Raw genomic sequence first — 13,053 nt, 5'->3', positions numbered from 1 at the left:
AAGGCGTTCCTAAGAGCGCTGCAAGACCCAAGGGCCCCTTCGCCGGCAAGCCAGCTCCTACGGAATTCCACACGGCAAGGCATAGCGTTGTAGGAGCTGGCTTGCCAGCGAAGGCGTTCCCAAGGGCGCTGCAAGGCTCAAGGGCCCCTTCGCCGGCAAGCCGGCTCCTACGTCGGTTGGTGTTCTCTCCATCTTTTTGCACTCACGAGGTCTGCATGAACCGCTTCCATAACAAAGTCGCTCTGGTCACCGGCGCCGCCCAGGGCATCGGCCGTCGCGTTGCCGAACGCCTGGCCGAAGAGGGCGCCCGGGTGGTGCTGGTGGACCGCTCGGAGCTGGTCTTCGAACTGCAAGCCGAACTGGCGCCCCAATACCCGGTGCTGGCCCTTACCGCCGACCTGGAGTCCCATGCCGAATGCAGCCGGGTGATGGCCGCGGCGGTACAGCGTTTTGGTCGCCTCGATGTGCTGGTGAACAACGTCGGCGGCACCATTTGGGCCAAGCCCTTCGAGCACTACGAGGCCGAGCAGATCGAAGCCGAAGTGCGCCGCTCGCTGTTCCCTACCCTGTGGTGTTGCCACGCCGCCTTGCCCTACATGCTGGAGCAGGGCAGCGGCGCCATCGTCAACGTTTCCTCGATCGCCACCCGCAGCATCAACCGCGTGCCCTACGGCGCGGCCAAGGGCGGGGTCAACGCACTGACCGCCTGCCTGGCGTTTGAAACCGCCGGGCGCGGGGTGCGGGTCAACGCCACCGCCCCCGGTGGCACTGAAGCACCACCGCGGCGCATCCCGCGCAACAGCGCCGAGCAGAGCCCGGAAGAAAAAGTCTGGTACCAGCAGATCGTCGACCAGACCCTCGACAGCAGCTTGATGAAACGCTACGGCAGCGTTGACGAGCAGGCTGCGGCCATTCTGTTCCTGGCCTCCGATGAGGCTTCCTACATCACTGGCATGGTGATGCCGGTGGGCGGAGGGGATCAGGGCTGAAGCACACAACGCCCCGGCCGCCAGGCGCTGCTGCAGGGGCCGGCGGCGCACACTGAGCCTTGAACTCCTGGCGGCAGGAAGAGGCTGCAGCACACGGCCTGACCCCCAACATCCCGGGGCAATCCGCTGAGGTCTTCCCCCTGCGGTGCGCTTCGTTGACGCGGTTTCCAAAACAACAATAAGAGTCCGATGCCATGCGTAACCTCGATTGCAATGCCTTGATCGATGAGGCCCGCTTCAACCCTTTCCACTGGCGCGTGCTGTTCTGGTGTGCGCTGATCATCATCTTCGACGGCTATGACCTGGTGATCTACGGCGTGGTGCTGCCGGTGCTGATGCGCGAGTGGGGCCTGACCCCGCTGCAGGCCGGGGCCCTGGGCAGCTACGCGCTGTTCGGCATGATGCTCGGCGCGCTGTTCTTCGGTTCGCTGTCGGATCGTATCGGGCGCAAGAAGGTCATTGCCGTGTGCGTGATCCTGTTCAGCGGGGTCACCGTGCTCAACGGCTTCGCCCGCAACCCCACGGAGTTCGGCCTGTGCCGCTTTGTCGCCGGCCTGGGCATCGGTGGGGTGATGCCCAATGTGGTGGCGTTGATGAGTGAGTACGCGCCGAAGAAGATCCGCAGCACCCTGGTGGCGATCATGTTCAGCGGCTATTCGGTGGGCGGCATGCTTTCGGCAGGGCTGGGCATTGTCCTGTTGCCGGCGTTCGGCTGGCAGTCGGTGTTCTATGTGGCGGCGATTCCCCTGCTGCTGTTGCCGCTGATTCTCAAGCATTTGCCGGAGTCGGTGGGCTTCATGCTGCGCCAGGGCCGCGAGCAGGAAGCCCGGGAGGTGCTGCAGCAGGTGGAGCCGGGGTTTGTCCCGCAGGCCGGGGACCGCTTTGTCCAGGCGCTGCCGGCCGCCGCCGGTGCACCGGTGCTGCAGCTGTTTCGTCAAGGCCGGGCGCTGAGCACGCTGATGCTGTGGCTGGCGTTCTTCTGTTGCCTGCTGATGGTCTACGCCCTGAACTCCTGGCTGCCCAAGCTGATGACCAGCGCCGGCTACGGCCTGGGCTCGAGCCTGATGTTCCTGCTGGTGCTGAACTTCGGCGCGATCTTCGGCGCCGTGGGCGGTGGCTGGATCGGTGATCGGCTGTCCCTGCCCAAGGTGCTGGTGGGGTTCTTCGTCATGGCGGCGCTGTCCATCAGCCTGCTGGGGTTCAAGAGCCCGAGCCCGCTGCTCTACGCCCTGATCGCCATCGCCGGCGCCAGTACCATCGGCACGCAGATCCTGGCCTACGCCTGTGTCGCCCAGTTCTACCCCATGGCCATGCGTTCCACGGGCCTTGGCTGGGCCTCGGGCATTGGCCGCAGCGGGGCGATTGTCGGGCCGCTGCTGGGCGGAGCGCTGGTGGCCGTGGAGTTGCCGTTGCATTACAACTTCATGGCCTTTGCCTTGCCCGGGGCAGTGGCGGCCCTGGCCATGTGCTTTGTATATCCGCGCCGGGCCGGGGCGTTGCCCCTGGCCGAAGCCGGGGTCTAGGGGCTGTTGGGCAACAGGCAGGGGATGGACGCTGTTGCCCTACCAGCCGTTGCGGCGTTACGCGAGCCTGGCGGCGCAGAGGGGAATGGATGAGTCACCCTGCGCGGGACCCCGCCCCGACCGTTGCTGGTTCGGCCTGCGCTCGCCGCACCGTGTGAGAAACCACCGCCTATGGCATCGGCACCGCGGCAGAGCGCGCTGCCCCCGTTTTGTGGAGCCTGCATGAATACCCTGTTCAAGGACTTTTCCCTCTCGGCGCTGGTGGCCGGGTTCATCGCCACGCTGATTTCCTATGCCGGGCCCCTGGTGATCATCTTCCAGGCGGCCAAGGCCGCCGGGTTGCCAGAAGCCGTGCTGTCGTCCTGGGTCTGGGCCATCTCCATCGGCAGCGGGGTGCTGGGCATCGTCCTCAGCCTGCGCTTTCGGGTGCCGCTGGTGATCGCCTGGTCGGCGCCGGGCTCGGCGCTGCTGGTGGCGCTGTTGCCGGGCGTCAGCCTCGACCAGGCGGTGGGCGCCTACCTGGTGGCCAACGGGCTGATTTTGCTGGTGGGGCTGTGGGGGATTTTCGACCGGATAGTCGGCAAGCTGCCGGCGGCGATTTCCGCGGCGATGCTGGCGGGCATCCTGTTCAGTTTCGGCACCGGGCTGTTTCGCTCCATGGCCGACAAGCCGCTGCTGGTGGGGGCAATGTTCTGCGCCTACCTGCTGGGCAAGCGCCTGCTGCCGCGCTATGCGGTGCTGGCGGTGTTGCTGGTGGGCTGCGGGATGGCCCTGGGGAGCGGCGACATCAACCCGTCGGCCCTGGTGATCGGCCTGGCCACGCCCCACTGGATCACCCCGGCCTTCAGTTTCTCGGCGCTGCTCAATGTCGCGCTGCCGCTGGTGGTGGTGGCCCTGACCGGGCAATTCGTGCCCGGCATCGCGGTGCTGCGCAATGACGGCTACCGCACCCCGGCCAGCCCGATCCTTGCCAGCAGCGGCCTGGTCGGGGTGTTGCTGGCGCCGTTCGGCTGCCACGGCCTGAACCTGGCTGCCATCACTGCCGCCATCTGCACCGGCCGCGAGGCCCACGCCGACCCCGCCAAGCGCTATGTCGCCGGGGTCATGGGTGGGGTGTTCTACCTGCTGCTGGGAATCTTCGGCGCCACCCTGGTCTCGCTGTTCAGCGCCTTTCCCCCGGCGCTGATCGCGGCCCTGGCCGGGCTGGCGCTGTTCGGTGCGATTGGCAGTGCCCTGAGCAACGCCATGGGGGTGCCGGAGGACCGTGAGGCGGCGCTGATCACCTTTCTGGTCACGGCCTCGGGCATGTCGCTGTTCGGGCTGTCGGCGGCGTTCTGGGGGCTGATCTTCGGCCTGCTGGCCCATGGGCTGCTGCGGGTGTCGGTGCGTCGCTCCGGGGCCAGGGGCAGCCAGCCGTTGCGACCACGCCACTGAGTTGCACAATGGCGCCGCGGCCTTGCTGGCGATGCTCGGCCGCGGCCCTTTTCAGAACCGATCCAGACGGTAGGGTTGCAGATCCGGAAGTGGCCCTGAGGCGCTGAGCGCTGTCGGCATCGCCAGGCGGCCGACCAGTTCGGCGGTCACCGCCGCCTGGGTCAAGCCCAGGTGCTGGTGCCCGAAAGCCAGCAGCACCCGGCCGTCCGCTGCCTGGTCGATCACTGGCAGTGAGTCCGGCAGGGAAGGGCGAAACCCCATCCAGGGCGTGGCGTCGTCGAGGTTCAAGTTCTGGCGGAACAGGCCTTTGCTCAATTGATGCAACTGCCAGGCCCGGGCCATGTTCGCCGGGCGCTCAAGGCCGGCGAACTCGACCGTGCCCGCCAGCCTCAGCCCCCCGCTCATGGGGGTCATGATGAACTTGCGTTCCAGCGAGGTCACGGGGAACGGCAAGCGTTGCGGCTCATGAGGCAGCATCAGGTGGTAGCCACGCTCGGTGTCCAGGGGCACCTGCTTGCCGGTCAAGGCTGCGGTCAGTTGGGCGGAATGGGCACCGCAGGCAATCAGCACCCGGCGTGCCTCGACCGGCCCCTGATCGGTGAGCAATGAGACACCGCGCTCATGCAGCCAGCCCCCCAGCACCCGGCGCTGGATAAACGCTGTGCCTAAAGCCTGGGCCGCCGCCATCAGTTCACCGACCACCTGGTAGGGGTCAAGAAAGTGCCCCGTGGCCGGGAAGAACAGCCCGCCCTTGATCTGCTCGCTCAATTGCGGCGCGGCCTCGCGCACCGCCTCGGCCGACCAGTAGTCAAGCGCCACCGCCTGCTGGCCCATGCGTGCCTGGAGTGCGTCGATGGCGCGGCGGGATTCGCCGCGTTCGAATACCAGCAACGAGCCCTGGTGCTTGAACAGCGCCGCACGGTCAATGGACGCGAGCAGACGTTGCCAGGCGCCCAGGCTGCTTTCATTGAGCGCGCGGATGCCGGCCACGCTGCGCTGGAATGGCGCCGGGCGCAGGTTGAGCAACAGCCGGGCGAACCACGGCAGGGCCCGGGGCAGGTATTTCCAGTCCAGGCGCAACGGCCCCATGGGGTCCATGAGCATGGCGGGCAAACGCATGAGGATCGACAGGTCGGCGATGGGGAATACCTGCTCGGTGGCCATGTGCCCGGCATTGCCGAACGATGCGCCCAGGCCGGGCGGCTGCTGGTCCAGCAATACCACCCGCAGCCCCTGGCGCGCCAACTGCAGGGCGCAGGCCACGCCGATGATGCCCGCGCCGACAATGGCGATGTCCGGCGTGTTCTGGGGGGCATTGGAAACGCTGTTCGGCATGATGCAGGACCTCTGTCTGGCCATCGAATACACGGCGCGGCCATGCGCCGGGGCGCACGGGGCGCGGAAGGATTGTGAGTCGTGGGCGCGGTGCCGGTGTCTCGTGCTCGGCGTGCCGCCGGCCAGAGCAGGGCGCGCCCAGGAACAGCAAGCGCAATGAGGGCCACAGGCTGCCCGCCGTGGCGGCACCCTGTGGCGCAGTGGGCGTGGCGCGCTCAGGGCGCCAGGCCCATGAGCGGCCATGGGCGTCGGGTCAGGCGAAGCCTTGCTCGACCGACCAGGTCGCGTACCACTGGCGGAACATCGCGTACTGGGTCTGCGCGTAGTTGCGCTGGGCATCGCTGAGGGCATCGGTTTCGTTGAAGTGCAGGGTGTATTCGCGGTCGCCGTTGAGCACCATCAGGTACTTGTAATACAGCACCAGGTCGGTGCCTTCGTCGAACGAAGACAGCACCGCCAGGGCCGTCTCCAGCTCGCCGGCCTGGCGACGGGCCTTGGGGTCGCCCTTGGCGGCGGCCTTGCTCAGCGCCACCAGTTGCAGCACTTCCCGGGGAAGCACGTTGCCGATGCCGGTGATGGCGCCGGTGGCGTTGCAGTTGACGAAGCCGTAGACCACATGGGTATCGACCCCCACCATCAGGGTCACGTCGTCATCCTTGGAGGTGATGTGCTCGGCGGCGTAGCGCAGGTCGGCGGCGCCGCCGAACTCCTTGAAACCGATCAGGTTCGGGTAGTCGCGGCGCAGTTCGAAGAACAGATCGGCGCGGGTGGAAAAGCCATAGTGCGGGCTGTTGTAGATGACCGATGGCAGCGTTGGCGTGGCCTTGAGAATGGCACTGAAGTGCGCCTTCTGCGCGGCCACCGAAGTGCCACGGGACAACAGACGCGGAATGACCATCAACCCCTGGGCCCCGACCTTGGCCGCATGGGTGGCGTGGGACACTGCCTCGCGGGTATTCACCGCACCGGTGCCGACAATGGTCGGGACCCCCGCAGCGATCAGGCGCGCCACGCCTTCCTGGCGTTCGGCCTCGGTCAGCAGCGGCCAGTCGCCCATGGAGCCGCAGTACACCACCGCACTCATGCCGATATCGATCAGCTCGCGGCCCTTGGCGACCAAGGCGTCGAAATCCGGTTTGCGTGCAGCCGTGCAAGGGGTCATCAGCGCGGGTATGCAGCCGGTGAAGATGTTATCGCTCATGGTGGTCTCTCCTTAAACAAGTCATTGGGCGCTGCAAACAGTGCAGGGGCCGCCGCGGGCGGCTGCGCGGTGATCAGCACATTCAGCGAGGGCGTCGAGCAGCCTGGCGGGCATCTTTCGAACCTCCACTCAGCCAAGTAGGCAGGCCTCAGAATGAGCGCAAAGGAGGGGCGGCGCTTGATCGAAATGGAGGTAAATTTTGACGAAAGCAGCACAGTTTCAGCGCGCCCTGGCGCCGGCTGCAGGAGAGGCGTTATGCAAACCTTCGAGGCGCCGACAAGGGCCGCGCCAGCAGCGCAGGATCAGCGCTCCGGCGCGAAGCACTGGCGCCGCGAGGCGCGCGGCTGGGTCTCCTGGCCCGGAGCGAGGCGAGCCCTGCAGAGAGAAACCGCGGCGTGCAAACCACGGCTGCGCCAGAGCTGCCTCCATGGCCGACCGCTCGGGCTGGAAAGCCTGTAGCGCCATGGATACTCGACTCTCTGACGCGGCCTGTGGCCCGTGGCACCAGCGGGGCGGGCCGGCAGCAATTGCACCTGTGCCTGAAGCGGGGCGACGGGCGCGGGAAAGTGCATCATCGCGGATACAACCCTTACCCATTCTTTACCTTGAAGCCCTGCGCAAACGGCCGTGGCGGCTGTCTGAACGGCCAGGAAAATACCTCCTGATCATGAATGAGAGTGAGCCTATGTTGTTGAAGCAAATGACCCGAATGGCAGCGCTGGTGGCCCTGCTGTCCTCCCTGTCCGGTTGCTGGATGTTCTTCCCCCCGGGTGGCGGCCATGGCGGTGGTCACGGCGGCTATGAGGGCGGCGAGCGAGGCGGACCGGGCGGAGGCCCGGGGGGCGGTGATCGACGCTGATATTTCGGGGCAGCGGCCAGCACGGCCGCTTGTCAGGTCCGTGGGGGCAGGGCATGGGGCAGGCTGATGGGCGGCGCATCCGGCAATGGTCGTGATGACTGCTGCATCAGATACCCGATGATCTGCTCCGTGCTCAGTTCCACCTGCACCAGCGCCTCATCGCCAAACCAATGGTTGGGCCAGAAGATCAGGTCCGAGGCGTTGGCCTGTGGGAAGTTGGTTTCCAGCAGGCTGAGGGCGTAGTGAATATCCGACTCCTTGCCCTCGCATTTGCGGATGAACTGCAGCAATGCGCAGGCCTCGTCGAAGCTCAGGTCGGCGACGTACTTTTCCTGGTGAAATGCCGTGCGGATAAAGTTCTGCGCATCGGTGTAGCTGTACATGTCGCGAAATTCGTGGAACTCGAACGGGTTGACGCAATGGCTGTTCCACTGCTGGATCAGGGCATCGATTTCGGGGCTTTCCTGTTCCTGGTTGTCGCAGACTTTTTCCAGGATTTCGCTCAGCAGCGCCTTCATCAAGGCACGTTTTTTCGGCGTTGGGCGCAGGGGTTTCAGCCGATCCGGGATGGCCATGTTCTGGCTCCTGTCTGGTTATTGCTACAGCCGGCTGGCCGACGCAGGTGCGCGTCGCCAGGGGCACGCATCTTATACCAACCTTACGGGGTCGGGCGCTGAGCTCGCGGGCTCAAGCCGGGGCGATCGGGGAAGCAGGAGCACGGCGCACAGGCCGCCTTCGGGGCGGTTGTGCAGTTCCAGGCGGCTGCCGATCCGCCCGGCAATGGCCTGGACAATGGCCAGCCCGAGCCCGGCGCCGTTGGCCGTGCCCTGGCTGTAGAAACGCTCCAGCAGCCGCGGGCGTTGCGCTTCATCGACGCCGGGGCCGGCGTCCTCGATGCTCAAGCGCACGCTGGCATCGTCCAGGGGCTGGACCCGCACCTGCACTTCGCTGCCCGGCGGCGCAAAGTTCAGGGCATTGGCCACCAGGTTCTGCAGGGCGATCGCCAGGGCCAGGGGATCGGTGTCGATCCGGCAGTCTTCGTCACCCTCCAGTACCAGTTCAACGTCCTTGTCCAGGGCCAGGGGCGCCAACTCCGCCAGCTCTTCGCGCACCAGGGCGGTGAGGGCCACGGGGCTGTGCTGCACAGGCATCGAGGGCGGTTCGATGCGGGCCAGGGTCAGCAACTGGCTGGCCAGGCGCGTGGCCCGGTCGACGCCGTTGCGCAAAAAGTCCAGGGCTTCCTGGCGCTGTTCCGGGGTGGCCGCGTGCTGGGCGTTCTGCGCATGAATCCGCAGGATCGCCAACGGTGTGCGCAGTTCATGGGCGGCGTCGGCAATAAAGCGCCGCTCGCGCTCCAGCAGGCTGTCGATCTGCCCCAGCAACTGGTTGAGGGCAGTCTGCATCGGCTCCAGGTCCCGGGGCAGAGGCTTGAGCTGCAGGGGTTGCAGGGTCTCGCTGCTGCGCCCGCGAATGCCCTGGGCCATGGCCCGCAACGGCTTGAAGCCCCAGCCGATGGCCAGCCAGATCAGGACGCTGAGCAATGGCACGCCGATCAGGGTCGGCCACAAGGTGTGGCGCATGATGCGCTGGATCAGGTCCTGGCGGATGTCGTCGCGCTCACCAACCCAGATCAGCAAGCCCTGCTGCGGGTCGGCGAGGAGAAAGGCGCACCAGTCCTTGCCGTTTTCCAACAGATCGTGGGCCCCCAGGGTTGCAGGCGGTGCCGCCAATATCGGGGCCTCGGCGGAGCGCATCAGCAACTGGCCGTCGTCGCGCCAGACCTGGAACGTCAGGCGGGTTTCATAGGGGTGGGCCGCGCCCTCCACGCCGACCCGGCTCATGGCCTGGTCGAAGGCCTGGTGCAGGCGTTCCCAGTCCGCTGCGTCCGGCTTCTGAGCCGGGTCGCGCTGGCGCAGCACCCCTTGCAGCAACCGTGCGCTCTGGGCCAGCTGGGCGTCGTAGACTTCCTCGATTTCATGGTGGCTGTCGCGCAGTACCAGCCAACTGATCAGCAAGTCCCCCAGCAGTACCAGCACCAGCACCGGCAACAGGATCCGCGTGCGTACCGAATTCATGGCTTGAGCTCCAGCACATAGCCGACGCCGCGCACGGTGCGGATCAGTTCGCTGCAGAGCTTCTTGCGCAGGTTGTGGATCAGCACTTCCAGAGTGTTGCTTTCGACTCGGTCCTGCCAGCCGTACAGCGCCCGGGACAGGCGCTCGCGGGTCACCACCTTGCCCGGACGCACCAGCAACTGGTGCAGCAGCTGATATTCCATGGGAGTCAGCAGCACTTCGCTGTGCTGCCAATGCACCTGCTGGGTGGCCGGGTCGAGACGGATCCCGGCGTGCTCCAGCAGCGGCTGGGCCCGGCCCTGGCTACGGCGCAGCAGGGCGCGGACCCGGGCCTTGAGCTCTTCGACATCGAACGGTTTGACCAGGTAGTCGTCGGCCCCGGCATCCAGCCCGGCAATGCGCTCGGCGGTGCCATCGCGGGCGGTGAGGATCAGCACCGGCAGCTCCTGTTGTTCGGCCCGCAGTTGCTGCAGCAGCGCCAGGCCGTCGAGCCGCGGCAGGCCCAGGTCCAGCAGCAACAGGTCGAAGCTTTCACTGCGCAGGGCGTGCAGGGCGCTGATGCCATCCTGCAGCCAGTCCAAGGTATAGCCTTCGGCGCCCAGGGCCACGCGGATGCCCTGGCCGAGGGCACGATCATCTTCGACAAGCAGCAGGCGCATGGGCGGTTCTCGGTAGGGCGAGGGGCAGGGAAGGGGCGCATGATGACGCCGGCCAGGGTCCGCCGGCAGGGGTTTTTCCCGGGGAAATGTTACCGCGCGTTGCCAACTAAGCTTTCATTAAGCTTGGTTTTGCACAGTGCAGGCTCCCTTTATCAACGGAGCGTTTCTCCATGCGCAAAGTCCTGCTGCTGTCCCTTGTTCTCGCCAGCCCCCTGGCCATTGCCGGCCCGCAATGCACCACCGCCGAACGCTCGCAATGGCAGGATCAGACAGCCTTCCAGGAACAGCTCAAGGCCCAGGGCTACCAGATCAGCAAGTTCAAGGTCACCGATGGCAACTGCTACGAGATCTACGGCTTCGACAAGGACCAGCGCAAGGTCGAGATCTACCACGACCCGGTCACCGGCAAGGCCGTGAAGACCGAGATCAAAGGCTGATGCCAGAAGCTTCCCTGCGGCTGTGGGACCCGTTGGTGCGACTGTTTCACCTGTCCATCGCCGGGGTCTTTATCGGCAACTACTTCTTCAATGAGGCCGGTGATGACTGGCACGTCTGGCTCGGCTACTACGCCATGGCCTGGTTGCTGTTGCGCACGCTGTGGGGTTTTGTCGGGCCGCGCAGTGCGCGCTGGTCCGACTTCTGGCCGACCCGGGTCCGGCTGGCGGGGCATCTGCGCTCGCTGCTGGCCGGGCGCCCCGAGCATCGCCTGGGGCATTCGCCCCTCGGGGCTTTAGTGATGTTGCTGATGCTGCTGGCCTTGTTGCTGATCGGCATCAGCGGTTTTCTGATGGAAGAGGTCGATGCCCTGTGGGGCGCCGACTGGCCGCTGCAAGTGCACGAAACCAGTGCGGATGTGCTGTTGGGGCTGGTGCTGCTGCACGTCTGCGCAGCGATATTTGAAAGCGTCCAGGTGCGCGACAACCTGCCGTTGTCGATGCTCACCGGCCGCCGCCGGCCCTTGCCGGGCAGTGCTAAGCGCTAATGGTTTTTTTCCTTGTTCCCACCCTGTATTTGCCACGGGTTCCTGTATGCGTGCGCTGTCCTTTCGCCTGATCTTTCTCTGCGGCAGCCTGCTGTTGGCCGCAGTCTTTATCGCCGCCTGGCGCAGCCATCCACCTCACCAACTGGCGCCGTTCGCCCAAACCGCCGTCAGCAGCGACGGGGCGACGGCCAACAGCACACCGCAATACACCAGCCGCTTCGTCTCCTCGGAACTGGATGACTTCGTGCATTCCTCCTCGGTGACTGCCTTGCCCGGCGGCGACCTGATGGCCGTGTGGTTCGCCGGCTCCCGGGAAGGCGCCGCCGATGTCCAGGTACGCAGCGCACGTTTTGATGCCCAGAGCGGCGAGTGGGGCGCCGAGCAAGTACTGGCCACCCGGGAATCGACCCGTGCCGGCACCGGGCGCTACATCCGCAAACTCGGCAACCCGGTGATCGCCCTCGGCCCGGACCAGCGCCTGTGGATGTTCTACGTTTCGGTGTCGGTGGGCGGCTGGGCCACCAGCGCCATCAACCTGATGGTCTCCGACGACCTTGGGCGCAGCTGGTCGGCGCCACGGCAACTGGTGACCTCGCCGTTCTTCAACATCAGCACCCTGGTGCGCGCCGCGCCGGTGTTCCATGCCGACGGCGCCATCGGCCTGCCGGTGTACCACGAGTTCATGGGCAAGTTCGCCGAGTACCTGTACCTCAGTGCCGATGGCGCGGTGATCGACAAATTCCGCATCAGCCGTGGCAAGCACTCCCTGCAACCGACCATCGTGCCCCTGGACGAACGCCGCGCCGTGGCCATGCTGCGCTACGCCGGCGACACCCACCACAAGGTCCTGGCCAGCCGCACCGAAGACGCCGGGCAGACCTGGAGCGAACCCTATCCGCTGCAACCGTCCAACCCCAACTCGTCCCTGGCGGCGGTGGGCACCGACGACCAGGGCCTGCTGGTGGCCCTCAACGACCTGCAGGACGGGCGCTTCAAACTCAGCCTGTACGGCACCGATGCCGGCCTCAGCCAATGGCGGCCGCTGGTGGAACTGGACCAGTCCCCTGATCCCCTGGGCCAGCCGTTTTCCCACGAGGCCTACAAGGACATCATCGGCGCAGGCTTCCGCGCCTCCAGCGGCGCCCGGCGCCTGCCCCTGGAACAGCGCTTTTTGAGCAACCTCGACTACCGGGTATGCAAGCCCCAGGGCTGCGACTTCGAGTACGAATACCCCTACTTCAGCCGCGGGGCGGACGGCATGTACCACCTGGTCTATTCCTGGAACAACACCTTTATCAAGCACGTCAGCTTCAACGCGGCGTGGCTGGCGGAGCGCTTGTGATGATGTCCCTGTGGCAAGCCCACCTGAGTTTTATCCTCCTGGGTTTCGTGCTGCTCGGCAGCCTGCGAGTGACCACGCCCTGGCGCCCCTGGCTGCTGCCCGTGCTGGCCCTGGTCAGCTTTATCCCGCTGAACCAGTTGCCGCTGGCGGCCTATGTGCGCAGCTTCACCGATGACCTGGCCATCAGCACCCTGGTGCTGCTGGGCTGGGTCAGCCTGCGGCGCTTGGGGGTGGTTGCGCCGCTGCCCGGCAAACACCGAGTACAGGTCCTGCTGCTGTTTATCGGCCTGACCCTGAGCCTGTACCCCGCGACCCTGGGCCTGACCTATTTCGACCCCTATCGCTGGGGCTACAACCCACGGCCGATGATCGTGCTCATGGGCCTGGCGGCGCTGGTGCTGCTGTGGCAGCGCAACCTGCTGGGGGTGCTGATGCTGGCGGTCGGCACCCTGGCCTTTGTCCTGCGCCTGAAGCCTTCGGAAAACTACTGGGACTACCTGCTGGACCCATTGCTGGCGGGCTACTGCCTGATCGCCGGCAGCGGCGCACTGCTGTTGTGGCTGTGGCGCCGTTTCGTCCAGCGCAGCCGCCGGCAGCCCCTTGCCGGCTAAACCAACAGGCCGCGCCGCGGCCTTCGACAACACTACACAGAGG

13 protein-coding genes are annotated in these 13,053 nt (G+C 66.2%); 8 read left to right on the top strand and 5 right to left on the bottom strand.

Going from position 1 to position 13,053, the window contains the following annotated elements:
• Positions 1–215 precede the first annotated feature (215 nt).
• The 3 genes from ACZ5BO_RS22790 to ACZ5BO_RS22780 all read left to right on the top strand — a co-directional run bounded on the left by ACZ5BO_RS22790 (position 216) and on the right by ACZ5BO_RS22780 (position 3,946).
• Complete coding sequence (locus tag ACZ5BO_RS22790; RefSeq protein ID WP_464696559.1) at positions 216–989, top strand: 1,6-dihydroxycyclohexa-2,4-diene-1-carboxylate dehydrogenase; 774 nt, start codon at positions 216–218, stop codon at positions 987–989.
• Positions 990–1,183: 194 nt separating this feature from the next.
• Entirely contained in the window at positions 1,184–2,512 is a 1,329-nt protein-coding gene (locus ACZ5BO_RS22785; RefSeq protein WP_464696558.1) for an MFS transporter, read from the top strand.
• A gap of 222 nt (positions 2,513–2,734) precedes the next feature.
• Positions 2,735–3,946: a benzoate/H(+) symporter BenE family transporter gene (locus tag ACZ5BO_RS22780; protein ID WP_464696557.1), complete on the top strand. Its 1,212-nt coding sequence runs from the start codon at positions 2,735–2,737 to the stop codon at positions 3,944–3,946.
• Positions 3,947–3,997: 51 nt separating this feature from the next.
• Here the strand turns inward: ACZ5BO_RS22780 and ACZ5BO_RS22775 are convergent, their stop codons facing one another.
• Both ACZ5BO_RS22775 and ACZ5BO_RS22770 read right to left on the bottom strand, forming a co-directional pair.
• Entirely contained in the window at positions 3,998–5,281 is a 1,284-nt protein-coding gene (locus ACZ5BO_RS22775; RefSeq protein WP_464696556.1) for an NAD(P)/FAD-dependent oxidoreductase, read from the bottom strand.
• A gap of 253 nt (positions 5,282–5,534) precedes the next feature.
• On the bottom strand, positions 5,535–6,482 hold the full coding sequence (locus ACZ5BO_RS22770; RefSeq protein ID WP_025126631.1) for a dihydrodipicolinate synthase family protein: 948 nt from the start codon (positions 6,480–6,482) through the stop codon (positions 5,535–5,537).
• Between the two features lie 685 nt (positions 6,483–7,167).
• Between ACZ5BO_RS22770 and ACZ5BO_RS22765 the strand changes: the two genes are divergently transcribed.
• Complete coding sequence (locus ACZ5BO_RS22765) at positions 7,168–7,341, top strand: hypothetical protein (protein ID WP_464696555.1); 174 nt, start codon at positions 7,168–7,170, stop codon at positions 7,339–7,341.
• Positions 7,342–7,373: 32 nt separating this feature from the next.
• Here the strand turns inward: ACZ5BO_RS22765 and ACZ5BO_RS22760 are convergent, their stop codons facing one another.
• From ACZ5BO_RS22760 to ACZ5BO_RS22750, 3 genes are all read right to left on the bottom strand, one after another.
• Positions 7,374–7,916: a hypothetical protein gene (locus ACZ5BO_RS22760; protein WP_464696554.1), complete on the bottom strand. Its 543-nt coding sequence runs from the start codon at positions 7,914–7,916 to the stop codon at positions 7,374–7,376.
• A gap of 72 nt (positions 7,917–7,988) precedes the next feature.
• Positions 7,989–9,416: an ATP-binding protein gene (locus ACZ5BO_RS22755; RefSeq protein WP_464696553.1), complete on the bottom strand. Its 1,428-nt coding sequence runs from the start codon at positions 9,414–9,416 to the stop codon at positions 7,989–7,991.
• Positions 9,413–10,075 (bottom strand): response regulator, encoded by a 663-nt coding sequence (locus ACZ5BO_RS22750; protein ID WP_025126635.1) that lies wholly within the window; start codon positions 10,073–10,075, stop codon positions 9,413–9,415. The genes ACZ5BO_RS22755 and ACZ5BO_RS22750 overlap by 4 nt, the downstream gene beginning before the upstream one ends.
• A 170-nt stretch (positions 10,076–10,245) precedes the next feature.
• Here ACZ5BO_RS22750 and ACZ5BO_RS22745 point away from each other — a divergent pair, with 170 nt between their 5' ends.
• The 4 genes from ACZ5BO_RS22745 to ACZ5BO_RS22730 are packed head-to-tail and all read left to right on the top strand — an operon-like array spanning position 10,246 to position 13,010.
• Positions 10,246–10,512, top strand: coding sequence for a PepSY domain-containing protein (locus tag ACZ5BO_RS22745; protein ID WP_464696552.1), 267 nt, complete (start codon positions 10,246–10,248; stop codon positions 10,510–10,512).
• Positions 10,512–11,057: a cytochrome b/b6 domain-containing protein gene (locus ACZ5BO_RS22740; RefSeq protein WP_464696551.1), complete on the top strand. Its 546-nt coding sequence runs from the start codon at positions 10,512–10,514 to the stop codon at positions 11,055–11,057. The genes ACZ5BO_RS22745 and ACZ5BO_RS22740 overlap by 1 nt, the downstream gene beginning before the upstream one ends.
• Positions 11,058–11,103: 46 nt before the next feature.
• Positions 11,104–12,399, top strand: a complete 1,296-nt coding sequence (locus tag ACZ5BO_RS22735; RefSeq protein ID WP_464696550.1) for a sialidase family protein — start codon at positions 11,104–11,106, stop codon at positions 12,397–12,399.
• Positions 12,399–13,010, top strand: a complete 612-nt coding sequence (locus ACZ5BO_RS22730) for a hypothetical protein (RefSeq protein ID WP_464696549.1) — start codon at positions 12,399–12,401, stop codon at positions 13,008–13,010. The genes ACZ5BO_RS22735 and ACZ5BO_RS22730 overlap by 1 nt, the downstream gene beginning before the upstream one ends.
• Positions 13,011–13,053 lie beyond the last annotated feature (43 nt).

Source organism: Pseudomonas sp. FFPRI_1 (genome assembly GCF_055384485.1).
The sequence above is the reverse complement of the archived record's forward strand: the minus strand, read 5'-3'. Positions and strand labels throughout refer to the sequence as shown.

What these genes read in the sequence shown, in the direction of transcription:
- ACZ5BO_RS22760 (WP_464696554.1), bottom strand. Translation starts at nt 7,916, where the DNA reads ATGGCCATCCCGGATCGGCTGAAACCCCTGCGCCCAACGCCGAAAAAA.
- ACZ5BO_RS22735 (WP_464696550.1), top strand. Translation starts at nt 11,104, where the DNA reads ATGCGTGCGCTGTCCTTTCGCCTGATCTTTCTCTGCGGCAGCCTGCTG.
- ACZ5BO_RS22790 (WP_464696559.1), top strand. Translation starts at nt 216, where the DNA reads ATGAACCGCTTCCATAACAAAGTCGCTCTGGTCACCGGCGCCGCCCAG.
- ACZ5BO_RS22750 (WP_025126635.1), bottom strand. Translation starts at nt 10,075, where the DNA reads ATGCGCCTGCTGCTTGTCGAAGATGATCGTGCCCTCGGCCAGGGCATC.
- ACZ5BO_RS22755 (WP_464696553.1), bottom strand. Translation starts at nt 9,416, where the DNA reads ATGAATTCGGTACGCACGCGGATCCTGTTGCCGGTGCTGGTGCTGGTA.
- ACZ5BO_RS22785 (WP_464696558.1), top strand. Translation starts at nt 1,184, where the DNA reads ATGCGTAACCTCGATTGCAATGCCTTGATCGATGAGGCCCGCTTCAAC.
- ACZ5BO_RS22765 (WP_464696555.1), top strand. Translation starts at nt 7,168, where the DNA reads ATGTTGTTGAAGCAAATGACCCGAATGGCAGCGCTGGTGGCCCTGCTG.
- ACZ5BO_RS22770 (WP_025126631.1), bottom strand. Translation starts at nt 6,482, where the DNA reads ATGAGCGATAACATCTTCACCGGCTGCATACCCGCGCTGATGACCCCT.
- ACZ5BO_RS22730 (WP_464696549.1), top strand. Translation starts at nt 12,399, where the DNA reads ATGATGTCCCTGTGGCAAGCCCACCTGAGTTTTATCCTCCTGGGTTTC.
- ACZ5BO_RS22745 (WP_464696552.1), top strand. Translation starts at nt 10,246, where the DNA reads ATGCGCAAAGTCCTGCTGCTGTCCCTTGTTCTCGCCAGCCCCCTGGCC.
- ACZ5BO_RS22775 (WP_464696556.1), bottom strand. Translation starts at nt 5,281, where the DNA reads ATGCCGAACAGCGTTTCCAATGCCCCCCAGAACACGCCGGACATCGCC.
- ACZ5BO_RS22740 (WP_464696551.1), top strand. Translation starts at nt 10,512, where the DNA reads ATGCCAGAAGCTTCCCTGCGGCTGTGGGACCCGTTGGTGCGACTGTTT.
- ACZ5BO_RS22780 (WP_464696557.1), top strand. Translation starts at nt 2,735, where the DNA reads ATGAATACCCTGTTCAAGGACTTTTCCCTCTCGGCGCTGGTGGCCGGG.